The organism is Hydrangea phyllody phytoplasma, from assembly GCF_036985185.1.
GTDB lineage: Bacteria > Bacillota_I > Bacilli_A > Acholeplasmatales > Acholeplasmataceae > Phytoplasma > Phytoplasma asteris.
The window spans coordinates 23220-35284 of record NZ_BSDA01000003.1; the positions used below are offsets into that span (position 1 = coordinate 23220).

Annotated in this window: 7 protein-coding genes and 2 pseudogenes; all 9 read right to left on the bottom strand. The window is 31.2% G+C overall.

All coding sequences use genetic code 11. The annotated features are described in order from the left end of the window. Positions 1-39: 39 nt before the first annotated feature. Positions 40-1677 carry an ABC transporter ATP-binding protein gene (locus AACP42_RS01620; protein ID WP_212775536.1) on the bottom strand — a complete coding sequence of 546 codons (1638 nt, stop codon included), beginning with the start codon at positions 1675-1677 and terminating at the stop codon, positions 40-42. A 187-nt stretch (positions 1678-1864) separates the two neighbouring features. Beyond that, a complete protein-coding gene (gene pheT, locus AACP42_RS01625; RefSeq protein WP_212775537.1) occupies positions 1865-4333 on the bottom strand; it encodes a phenylalanine--tRNA ligase subunit beta in 2469 nt (822 codons plus the stop codon). Beyond that, entirely contained in the window at positions 4320-5354 is a 1035-nt protein-coding gene (pheS, locus tag AACP42_RS01630; protein ID WP_212509153.1) for a phenylalanine--tRNA ligase subunit alpha, read from the bottom strand. The genes pheT and pheS overlap by 14 nt, the downstream gene beginning before the upstream one ends. Before the next feature lie 65 nt (positions 5355-5419). Then, a complete protein-coding gene (locus AACP42_RS01635) occupies positions 5420-5773 on the bottom strand; it encodes a hypothetical protein (RefSeq protein WP_212775538.1) in 354 nt (117 codons plus the stop codon). Positions 5774-6074: 301 nt separating this feature from the next. Beyond that, positions 6075-7752 (bottom strand): annotated as a pseudogene (asnB, locus tag AACP42_RS03095) (asparagine synthase B). A 58-nt stretch (positions 7753-7810) separates the two neighbouring features. Then, positions 7811-8590 (bottom strand): annotated as a pseudogene (locus AACP42_RS01660) (HAD-IIB family hydrolase). Positions 8591-8703: 113 nt separating this feature from the next. After that, positions 8704-8955, bottom strand: a complete 252-nt coding sequence (locus AACP42_RS01665) for a hypothetical protein (protein ID WP_212775545.1) — start codon at positions 8953-8955, stop codon at positions 8704-8706. Positions 8956-8974: 19 nt separating this feature from the next. After that, complete coding sequence (locus AACP42_RS01670; protein WP_212775546.1) at positions 8975-9481, bottom strand: hypothetical protein; 507 nt, start codon at positions 9479-9481, stop codon at positions 8975-8977. 401 nt (positions 9482-9882) lie between these two features. After that, positions 9883-11514 carry a group II intron reverse transcriptase/maturase gene (gene ltrA, locus AACP42_RS01675; RefSeq protein WP_339332557.1) on the bottom strand — a complete coding sequence of 544 codons (1632 nt, stop codon included), beginning with the start codon at positions 11512-11514 and terminating at the stop codon, positions 9883-9885. Positions 11515-12065 lie beyond the last annotated feature (551 nt).

Here is a 12065-nt window from a genome sequence, read left to right on the forward strand (position 1 = left end):
AATACCATATATTATAATATATGGTATTTCAATTAATATTTATTTATTGTTGATGATGTCAACTGGTTTTTTGTTAGACCATTTATAAATAATGAAAGATATAAATAGTAGAGTCATGAAAAAGACATAACTAAATGATAATAAATTAAATAAAAGGACTCTTACAAAAGGATTGAAAGCTAAATATGGTGATGTAAACCATAATAAATTTTTTTGCTTTTCCGAATCTACTAAAGAATTAAAGAAAAACATAATGTCATTTTTACTTGCAAAATTGGGCAACGGTTTCATATCGAAAGATGAAAATAATATAGATGCATCTTTAAACCAAAATAAAATACTTAATAATAATAATACAAAAGTTAAAACCATTTGGAATAAAGCAAAAAAGAATGCTTCCACTAAAAAGATTTTACCAACATTAACACCATTAGAACCTAAAGCTCTTAGAATACCCATTTTTTTATTTTGAAGTTTGGCACTCATAGAAAAATAAAGCATAATCATAGCACCTGGAACAAATAAAATCCAAACCCAGAACATAGGGCTACTTATAATTTGAATAGTTTCAACAGCTATTTTAACAGCCGTTTCCATAAGACCAACAAAAGAATATAATTCAATATTTGTATATCTTTTATATCCTCCAAATAATGCATACATTTGATATATTTTATCACAGATTCCGAACCATTTATAACTCAAAAATGTAAAAGCAAAAAACATAAAAATAAAAGTTGCAATAGCAGTTATTAAAACATTCAATGCCAAGAAAAACTTTTTATTTTTAAAACTCTTTAAAGCAGCCTTAGCAACAAACGAAAAAGGCAAACAACTAGGAAAAGATACAAAATCAGTATCTTGTTGTAATACTTTAGTATAATCAGTTTTATCAAAGTTTTCTAAAGCAGGATTTTTAGTTAAGTTAGTTAAGTTTGCAATCATTTCAGATGTAAGAAATTGACCTTCTTTAAATACTTGTTTTTTTTTAGTAGTGTCTTTTTTTCTTGTCATATCTGATATGACTTTACCATCTTTACATTCTAAAATACGATCAGCATATTTATAAGCACTTTCGCTATCATGAGATACAATAACTACTAATTTTTCTTTACTTAAATTTTGAAGTAAATCAAAAACTTGGGTTCCTGTTTCTGAATCTAGATTTCCTGTAGGCTCATCAGCAAAGACCATTTTAGGATTTTTCACCAAAGCACGAACAATAACAACACGTTGTTTTTGTCCTCCTGAAAGTTCATTAACTCTTCTATTTAGGAACGAAGCATCCAATCCTACTTGATTTATTAAATCATTAATTAAGGTAATATCTGGTTTTTTATTTTGTAATTGTAATGCTAAGACAATATTTTCAAATACATTCATATCTTCTATTAAGTTGAATTCTTGGAAAATAAAACCAATCATTCCATTACGATAATTATCTAAATATTTTTGATTAAAAGTTGTAATAGGAACTTTGCATACTTCAACTACGCCGCCGTTTGCAACATCAATGCCTGTTAAAACATTTAATAAAGTAGATTTACCAGAACCTGATTTACCTAAGATAAAAACCATACCTTTATCAGGTAATTTTAAAGAAACGTCTTGTAAGGCCATCGTCATATTACCGCGTTTAGTAACGTAATTTTTGCTTAAATGGTTGACATTAAACATTTTTAAAGACTCCTTTAGTTGTTTAGTTGTTTTTTTGTTTTATTGATTAAAAAAATTTATAATTATACAAATGTAAAAAGGCAAAAAGATAAAAAGGGTAAAAAAACTAATTTAACTACCCTATTATTTTACCACAATTATTATATTTGCATATACACTTAAAAAGCAATATTTTTTTTATCTATTTTTATCTAATTTCAATATGAAAGTGTTTAATCAAATTAGAAGTAATTTTTTCCATACAATGTTCTACATCTTGTTTTTCTAAGTTTTTATCTAAATTATTGAAAAAAAGTCTAAGGGCAAGAGAATGTTTTTCTTTGGTTGTAGGTATTTGATAAACATCAAATAATTCACATTTGATTAAATCAAAAGGGGTAGTTTGTTTAATGGTTTGTTCGATTTGATAAAAGGAATATTTGGTATCTACTAAAAAGGCTAAATCACGAATAACAGTAGGAAATTTAGGAATTGGTTGGAAGGTAAACGTTTTGGTAGTGTTAAGAATTTCATCCGTTAAAAAAAGTTCACAAAGAAAACTTTCTTTTAAGTGGTATTTGGTATTAAGTTGAGGATGTGTTTTTCCGATAACTCCTATTATTTGATTGTTAAATAACAAATTGGCTTGCATTCCTGGATGAAAATTACTATGTTGTTGTGTTTTTTGATAAGTAAGGGTAATGCCTAGAAAAGCACTAATTTTTTCAAGGATGCCTTTGGTAACAAAAAAAGAACTTGAAACATCTTGTTTGTGCCACAAGGAATTTAAGAAATGACCACTCAAAGCAAAAGCAAGACTTAATGTTTCTTGGTTGGGAAAATAAGTTTTTCCAATTTCAAAAAAAGCAGTATCAAAAGTTTGTCGTTTGTGCTGATAGCTTAAAACTTCTACTAAACTACTTAGCAAACTTTGTCTTAAAATCATTTTGTCTTGTGACAAAGGATTCATTATTTTGATAAAGGGTTTTTGAGGAGTAAAAGCTTCAAACATCTCAGAGCTAATTAAACTGTAAGTAATAGTTTCATAAAATCCTAAATTAACTAAGAGTTTGCGCAATTCTCTAATATTTTTTTGTTTTAAGGTTAATTTTCCTTGAGTAGGGATTTGAATTGTTTGGGGAGGTAATTTATGGCAACCATAAAGTCTAGTTAAATCAGAAATGACATCTTCTTTAATTTTGACATCATAACGACGTAAAGGAGCTTGGAGGTTTAATTGTTCGTTTTTGTTCTGTGGTACTAAATGTTTGGATGTATGTATCTGATAATCTAGGTTTAATAACCAATTTTTGATTTGAGTAGGGCACAAAGAAACGCCAATTTTTCTTGTAACAAAATCAAGATTCAAAGAAATAGTAGGATTGGTACGGTTTTTTTGTTTTGTAATTATAGGTTTGTAAGTAATTTTGGCATCTGCTAAAGTGACTAAAAGTTGGCATGCTTTTTGAAAAGCTAAAGGAATAAGACTTTGGTCAATACCTCTTTCAAAACGTAGGGAACTTTCAGTTTTGGTTTTGAGTTTTTGACAAGTTTGGGCAATAGTTTGGGGCGAAAAATAAGCAGCTTCAAGAATAATTTTAGTAGTTGTAGGTTTAATGCTACTTTCTAAAAGTCCTACAATACCAGCTAGAGCAATGGCTTTTTTGCCATCTGTAATAACTAAATCATTTTCATCTAAAACAAAATCATTTTGGTTAAGAGTTGTAATATTTTCTTGTGGTAAGGCTTTTCTAACTTTGATTTGTTTGATGTTTTCAGAATCAAAAGCGTGTAGGGGAATACCGTATTCGATTAAAATTAAATTAGTGATGTCAACAACATTGTTGATTGGGTTGATGCCTGATTGTAAGAGGGCGTTTCGCAACCATAAAGGAGAAGGTTTGATTTTGATGTTTTCCAGGATACAAGCGTTGTATTCATAACAACTGTCGTTTTCAATTTGGACTTTTAAAGGAGATTGAGGCAAGTTTGCAAAAAAATCGGGGTTTAATTGGGGGAGCGTTTTTGGGGTTGTTTGGTCTTCGCTGTTTTTTGTTTTGTAGTTGGTTGCTTTTGTTTCTTGATTGTTATTGTAACTTTGAGAAGACAAAACTGCTTTGAGATCTTTGGCAAAACCTAGGTGAGATAAAAGGTCACCACGATTGGGTGTAAGCCCTAATTCTAAGATAAAACAATCAAGTCCTAAAGGAATTAAAGCATCACTTCCCAAAGCAATTTGGTCGTTGGGGTCATCAAAAAGATAAATTCCTTCTTGTTCTTGGGGAGTTAAAAATTTGGTACTAATTCCCAATTCTTCCAAAGCACAAAGCATTCCTTCTGAAAAAACTCCATAAATTTTTTTGTTTTTAAGGGTGGCGTTGATGCCTTCCAAAAAAGAACCTTCTGAAGCTACAATAACTTTTTTGCCATTTTGTAAATTAGAAGCTCCACAAACAATTTTGACTACTTTTTTGCCAGTGTTAACTTCTACTAAATTTAATTTTTGGGAACCTTGAATTTTTTGAAAGTTAAGAATTTGCCCCACCACTAAATTAGTGTTTTTGGATAGGGGGAAAAAATTTTGCACTTCGGTAATATAATTGTTAGTTAAGGCAGAAATATTTTGGGAAAGGGGTTGCGAAAAATGGTTTTTTAAAATATTTTCAATAATTTTCATTGTTGGCGGTGTTCCTTGCAAATTGTTTTAAAAAGCGAATATCATTAGTATAAAAATGTCTAATATTGTCAATTTGATATTTAATCATAGCAATTCTTTCAATACCTATTCCAAAGGCAAAACCTTGATATTTTTCAGGGTCATAATTAGCGTTTTTAAGAACTTGGGGATGCACTAAACCAGCTCCTAAAATTTCTAAATATTCTTTGGTGCCATCTTTTTTGGTAATTACTAAATCAACTTCAATGCTAGGTTCGGTAAAGGGAAAATAAGACGGTCTTAAATGAATTTCTTGGGAAGTGCCAAATAATTCTTTGGTAATGAGTAAAAGAGTTTCTTTGAGATGGGAAAAATTAATGTTTTTGTCAATGACAAGTCCTTCGAGTTGCATAAATTGATGGCTATGAGTGGCGTCATCATCGTCTTTGCGGTAAACTTTTCCAGGAGAAATAATTTTGAGGGGTCCTCCTTGGCGAGCTTTCATTTCTTTGACTTGGACGTTGGAAGTGTGGGTGCGCAAAAGTTTTTGGGGATCAATATAAAAAGAGTCTTGCATTGCTCTTGCGGGGTGGCCTTTGCCCATGTTGAGCATTTCAAAATTATAAAAATCAGTTTCAATTTCGTTGCCTTCTTTAATTTCATAACCTAAAGATAAAAATAAATCTTCAATTTGTTCAATGATTTGATTAAGGGGGTGGGTGCTTCCTTGGAAAAATTTCAATCCTGGTAAAGTAGGATCAATTTCTTCTTGGAGCAATTTGGCGTTTAGTTGGTTTCTTTGTAAAATTTCTTTTTCTTTTTGTAAAGTGAAAATAATTTCTTGTTTTAAAACGTTAATTAATTTGCCTGCAACTGCTTTTTGGGCATGAGGAAGGCTTTTTAGCTCTTGGGTAAGTTCAAACAAGATGCCCTTTTTGCCTAAAAATTCTTTGTCTAAGGTCATTAATTGGTCTAAATCATGTTTGTTTTTTTGTAAACTGGTGTGAAATTGTGCGGTTAGATTTTTGATTTTGGTTTGCATAAAAATGATAACACTTTCTTTATTTTGGAAATGAAAAATATTGGGGTTGGGGTTAAAATTAAAAACTACATTTGAATTATCGAAATAATGTTTCCTTTAGTAAGTAACGATAGCCACATTCCTAAGGTAGCTCCTAATAAAACTCCTAAAGAAACGCCAAAAGATCCTTTTTTTAATCCTAAAATAGTGCCTCCTAAAAACATTCCTGCTACCATTGCTGTTAAATGTAGTTGGGTGGTTTTTTGGTAAATATCTGTTTGAGTAGGTTTACTTAAATAAATTGCTAATACAACAATGACAATAGAGTTAAAAATAATGCAATTGCTTAATAGTTTGCTACTTAAAAAAGGTTTTTTGGGTGTGTTGGTTTGGGGCAAATTGTTTTTTTTAATTAAGGCTTTTCTTGGTTTTTGGTTCATATAAATATCCTTTCTGGGATAAAGTTGTAAAAATTTGGAGTTGCAAAATGGGTGTTAGAAATGTTTGCAAAAAATATAATTTGTGATTTGTGATTTTGGATTAGTTTTTTTATTTTATTATTTGTTTTTTATTATTTGTTTTTTATTATTTGTTTTTTATTATTTGTTTTTTATTATTTGTTTTTTATTATTTGTTTTTTATTATTTGTTTTTTATTATTTGTTTTTTATTATTTGGTTCGCACAAAACAATTAAAAGCAAAAAATAAAGTTAAGTTAAACTGGGGATTGTTGAATAAAATTTATTTGTCCTTATAAGCTTCATTATGCACCCCTAATGCAGCGCGTCTTGAAGGGTAGTTTATTTGTTTAAAAGCTTTGTCCCATTCGATAGCTTTTGCAGTACAGCAAGCAATTGAAGGACCACCAGGAACAAGACTTATTGCACTTGGCAAAGGAAATAAGGTTTCAAAAATTTCGCGATACATGTAGCCTTCTTTGTTTGTAGGAGTATTGTAAGGGAAACGAACATAAGCATTTTTTAATTGTGTATCTGTGATTTTGGTTTGGGCAAGTTTTTTTAAAGCATCAATCCAACTGTAGCCTACTCCATCAGAAAATTGTTCTTTTTGGGGCCATACAATCTTTTTGGGTAAATAAGATTCAAATGTTTGTCGTAGAATATGTTTTTCTATTTTGCCATTTGTGCCACACATTTTATCTTTGGGATTAAGTCTCATAGCAACATCTAAAAGTTTTTATCTAAGAAAGGCACTCGCGCCTCTACTCCCCAAGCACTCATTGCTTTGTTGGCTCTTGCACAATCATATAAATGTAATGAAGCTAATTTACGGACTGTTTCTTTGTGGAATTCTTGAGCATTAGGGGTTTTATGAAAATATAGATAACCTCCAAAAATCTCATCAGCACCTTCACCAGAAAGAACCATTTTGATGCCCATAGCTTTAATTTTGCGATCCATTAAATACATATAGGAATTGATGCGCGAATAGTTGTAATATCATACGTTTCAATGTGATAAATAACATTTTTTAAAACATCTATGCCTTCTTGAATAGTAAAATCAATTTCATGATGGACTGTTCCTAAATGATTGGCTACTTCTTTGGCAGCTTTAAGATCAGGAGCACCTTTAAGACCTACAGCAAAAGAATGAAGTGAAGGAAACCAAACCTCTTTTTTACTTGATTCTTCTATGCGGTGTTTGGCAAATTTTTTAGTGATTCCAGAAATAATAGAAGAATCAAGACCACCAGATAAAAGTACGCCATAAGGAACATCAGACATTAAATGTTTTTTTACTGATGCTTCAAGAAAATTGCGTAATTGGGTTGTGTTGGTTTGGTTGTTGTAAACATTTTGATAATCCATCCAATTGCGTTTATAATATTTCACCATTTTGCCAGATTCACTAGATAAATAATTTCCTGGAGGAAAATTAGAAAGGATTTGGCAAATGGGAATTAAGGCTTTCATTTCAGAAGCTATATAAAAATTTTGGTTAAGGTCATATCCCATATAAAGTGGAATTATTCCCATATGATCGCGTACTATAAGATATGTGTTTTTTGTAAGATCATATAAAATAAATGCAAACATTCCTTGTAATTCATCTAAAAAATTAACACCTTTTTCTTGATATAGTGCTAGAATAACTTCACAATCTGATTCTGTTTGAAATTCTTATTTATCTTTGTATTGTTGGCGTAATTCTAGGTGGTTATAAATTTCTCCATTTACTGCAAGTACTAAGGTTTTGGTTTTATTATAAAGTGGTTGAGCTCCAGCATTAACATCTACAATTGATAGCTTTTCGTGTTCTAAAATGGCTTTTTGAGAGGCAAAAATTCCTGACCAATCAGGTCCTCGATGACGCATCAAACTGGAAAGTTTAAGAGCTTGGTCACGCAACATTTGTGGATCGGTTTTAATATTTAGTATTCCAAAAATTAAACACATTTTATTCTCCTTTTAAACGCATTGAAAACACATTTTATTTTTTCTTCGATAAACAACTTCATAACAAATTATAATCTTTAAAAAAATCATATAAAGCGTTTTTTTCAATGTGAGGAACAGTTAAATTGGCAACTTTGTGAAGAGTTTCATAATGAGTATTTGCCATGACGATTCCTATATCTGCAAATTGAAGCATTTCAAAATCGCTGCAACCATCTCCCATGCAAATTAATTGGCAGTCTTTTTGGTCTTTCATAATTGCTTGGATAACATAAGCTTTATTAACTTGTTTGGCACTTAAACTTACAACACTATTTTTCCAATAATAAGCGTGGAGTTGTTCAAAATCTTTTAAAAAATCAACAACAAGGGAGGTATTTGGATGAAATAAATTAATTTTGTAAATAGGTTTTTCTAAATGAAGATTACTTTTGATGGGATTTTTTTGCAACATTACATTATCAAACAAACTTTTAGAATCAGGATCTGTTGTTTGGGTTATGCCCTTTTCTTCTCAACTGACATTGAGAACTATGATTCCTTTTTTTTGGGCTTGGCAATTTAGTTTAATTACAAGTTCTTGGGGGATGCAAGTTTGTTGGACGATATTTTTGGCTTTCCAAGTAATAGCTCCATTTAGAACAACAAAATACTTAAATAAAGAAGTAAGTTCTTTTAAAACGCTTAAACCTTTGTAGCTTCTTCCTGTAGCAATTCCTAAAATATTATTGGGGTTTTGCACTAGGGTTTGTAAAAGTTTTGTGGTTTGTGAAGGAATTTCTTTGGTTTTGCCGTTGTATAAAGTTTGGTCAATATCAAAAAAGAATAGTTTTTTCATATTTGTTTCTTTATTCCTTGATATATTATAATCAAAAGATAACTAATTAATACAAAAATGATGAAAAAAATAAATGACATAAAATATTATACAAATCAAATATTTTTATTTTGTCATAAATAAACTTTTAAACTTTGATATAAATAAAAGCATTCCCAAAAATCACTTTTTTGATAATAAATTTTTTGGGCTGATATGCATTTGTTTTTTTGATATTCAAAAGGATTGTCAAAAAAGATTTTAGCTAAACGATGAAAAATAATTTCTGCTCCCTTTTTGCCAACTTCAGGATGTAAAGGGTTTTTGGAATAATCACAAATTTTTAAATGCAAAAGAAAATGTTCTAATAAATTACAATACAACAAATTAATGCCTTTTTGGCATTCAAAAGGGTGGTGTTTGGCGTATTTGGGAATTTGATAATCCTCTTGCTTGATATTCTTTTATGTGGTGTATTTCTAAGCCTTCAGCTGTTTTTTTGATATTTGGGTTAGTTTGAGTAAAACTTGCATCCATAAAATAAGAGCCACTTACTAAACCATATTTTTGTTTTAAAAAAGTTACTGATTGATCGTATGTTAAAAGCATCATAATTTCAATATCAGTTATTTTTTGGTCTTGTTGTAATTTATCAAAAATGGTGTGAATGTCTTGTAAATGTTTTAATATATTGTTGCATTTACGATTGGAGTTCCAAAGAAATTTCATCAAAAAGAAATTATTTATTTTTTTTAATTCACAATAAATGGCATGATAAAAATAAAATGTTTGCATCCATAAACTGATTTTTTCTGATAAAAAGACAATATTTTTTTTGATGTTGACTTTTTGTTTAAAATGTATTGCGAAAAAAATGATTACTAATATTGTTACAATTAATAATTTATTCATTTTTATCCTCTTTTATTTATTTTTATTGATTGTGTAATTGTTTAAAAAACAGATTTAATTAAATTAAAAAACAAAAAAATGAAAAGCAAAGTAAAGCAAAAAATATGAAAAAGGCAAAAGGAGAAAAATATAGAAATATAATAATTTTATAGCGATAGATTACACGCGTGTTGGTTATTTACGTGCAGCCCCGCTCCAAACCGTACAAGCAAGTTTCCAAGCATACGGCTTTCCCATTCACAGCCTATTTCTAGGGTCTTCTAAATATCACTATTTAGTTGATTGATTATTCAGACGTTTATTATTTTCCTATTGTCATTGAAGCTTATTATTTGTTCGTTGGTTCTCCTTCTATGGCACTGTTTACATAGCACCATAGTTGCTTTATTCATCACGCTTTGCTAGTTGCGATTTCGCACTGTCTTAGTGTGGTGTATTTCCAACTTAACGTCATACCTTTGGCACATTTCACATTCTTCCGCTTTTAAACGGTCTGTGAGATGTGTACGACTTAGGTATATATTCGGATTAGGAATGATATCAAGGTTAATATCCTTATATCTTCTCATCCTTTTAATCCTATCCCAGGTGTACTTCGGCCAGGTTTCATATCTTGGTTTTGTTTTTATCGTGTACTTGACACCCCAAGTCCCCTGACCTCGGTTCAATTTCTTACGGACTCTGGCGATGGAAGTTTTGTATTTCCCCGCTATTGTCTTTAAACAAGAGTACTCTGCAATATAGGCCAACTTTGTTAACTGATTCAGGTTTCTTCCATATGCGAAGTATCTGATTATACCTTCAGCCACTCTTTTATATGACTTAATTATTTCTAATTCGTCTCTAAAATGTAGTTGTCTATCATGTATAATCTTTCTCTTCTTAGAGTCCGTCATCCATTTTTTGCATCTTTTGTCTATCTCATCCTTCGGAATTCCGATATCGGTTTCTCCGTTAAGCGTTTTCCTTGCAGATTTATTTTTAGACGATGCCGTTGGGTTGACTCTTATGAGGTATGAAAGAAATTTTGTTCCCTTTTGTGCTGGTACGATTTTGGATTTGTCATAAGATATTGACAATCCTAAATCCCGTACTAACCAGGATACCACCTTTTGTTGTAGTTCGTTGGCCTGTTCCATTGTTCCTGTACACCCGATGATGAAGTCGTCCGCATAGCGAATGTATTCTACTCTAATGTTTGGATTTATGTTAATGTCTCTCGCGACTTTAGCTTTTCTTACAAGTCCTAAACGTTGTAATTTTCTATATTTAGGATTGACTTTCCTTTTTGGTATTCCTTGTTCTATTAGTTTTTCCATCTTTTCGTCAATTTGATGAAGGTAGATGTTAGCTAATAAAGGAGATATAATTCCACCTTGGGGAGCGCCCGAGAAGGTCTTTTGAAAAACCCAGTTATCCATTATGCCTGCCTCCAACCATTGTTTTATGGTTTTGAGGGTTTTGGCTTTACGGATGTCTTTGCTGAGAAGTTTTAACAATATGTCATGATTAATTGTGTCAAAGAAGCCTTTGATATCAATTTTTATTAACCATTTTATTCCCTTAAATCTCTCCTTAATGCGTTTAATTGCATCATGTGGTGATTTGTTAGGTCTAAATCCATAGCTCCATTTTGAGAATTTTACTTCATAAAATGGATTGAGTAGTTGGTACATTGTCTGTTGGATTATTCTATCCTCCATTGTCGGGATACCTAATGGTCTTTTATCTCCGTTAGGTTTGGGGATATAAACTCTCCTGAGGGGCTTGGGTTGGTATTGATTGGTTCTGTATTTATCATTTAACCCGATAATGTAGTTCCAATCTTTTCCGTCAATAGTTTGACCGTCCGTCCCATGCGTCCCTGCACCGTCATTCCCTGCAACCTTGTTGAAGGCGAATGTGATGTTATCCAGGGAGTTCATATCTTGTTGCAGTTCCTTTTTCAAGGTTAACCTGTTTAATGATTTTGTCTGAACTCTATTCAGTAAGTTTGAAAGCTTAGAAGTTTTATCTGCTTCATTTGGTTGCATTTGCATCAACCTCCTTTCTCCCGAACTGAATAATTCACTGTGAATCTAACTTCTTCGCCTTGTACCTAGCTTTCCTAGGCTCCGTGTGAGGGCAATTATCTTGGTTATTCCAAACCAAGTTTTAATTCCTCCGACTACTAAAAGTCTCTTTTTCCTTGAACCCAAAGGCATTTTAATTTCCTCTGTTTGGGGTGGTTTTTAGGAATCTCGAATTTCCGACATCATTATGCCCGATAGTTTTAGGTTCGCTTTCGTTGTTAAAGCTTGTGGCTAGACTAGAACACTTTGTTTCCGCCAACGACATCATGAAGGGTGCTAATTAAAGCTACATGTGATTATATATAAAGACTTAAATCATATCTTCATATCTTACCTTCATTCCAGGGTTTCAATAACTTGCCCTTGAAGTTCTTAAATTACGATAATTTCCGCGATTAGGGATTTGCACCTTTTCCATGACTATCTTAGTCTTGCGAAAGCATCTTGGCTAGTTATTTCACCTCACTCCGCTTTTTCGGTCTGCTGTAATCCGCCATTCTTTCGTTTGGTTG

Excerpts from the sequence above, each read along its gene's own strand:
- AACP42_RS01670 (WP_212775546.1), bottom strand. The coding sequence starts at position 9,481 with ATGAATAAATTATTAATTGTAACAATATTAGTAATCATTTTTTTCGCA.
- pheS (WP_212509153.1), bottom strand. The coding sequence starts at position 5,354 with ATGCAAACCAAAATCAAAAATCTAACCGCACAATTTCACACCAGTTTA.
- AACP42_RS01635 (WP_212775538.1), bottom strand. The coding sequence starts at position 5,773 with ATGAACCAAAAACCAAGAAAAGCCTTAATTAAAAAAAACAATTTGCCC.
- pheT (WP_212775537.1), bottom strand. The coding sequence starts at position 4,333 with ATGAAAATTATTGAAAATATTTTAAAAAACCATTTTTCGCAACCCCTT.
- ltrA (WP_339332557.1), bottom strand. The coding sequence starts at position 11,514 with ATGCAACCAAATGAAGCAGATAAAACTTCTAAGCTTTCAAACTTACTG.
- AACP42_RS01620 (WP_212775536.1), bottom strand. The coding sequence starts at position 1,677 with ATGTTTAATGTCAACCATTTAAGCAAAAATTACGTTACTAAACGCGGT.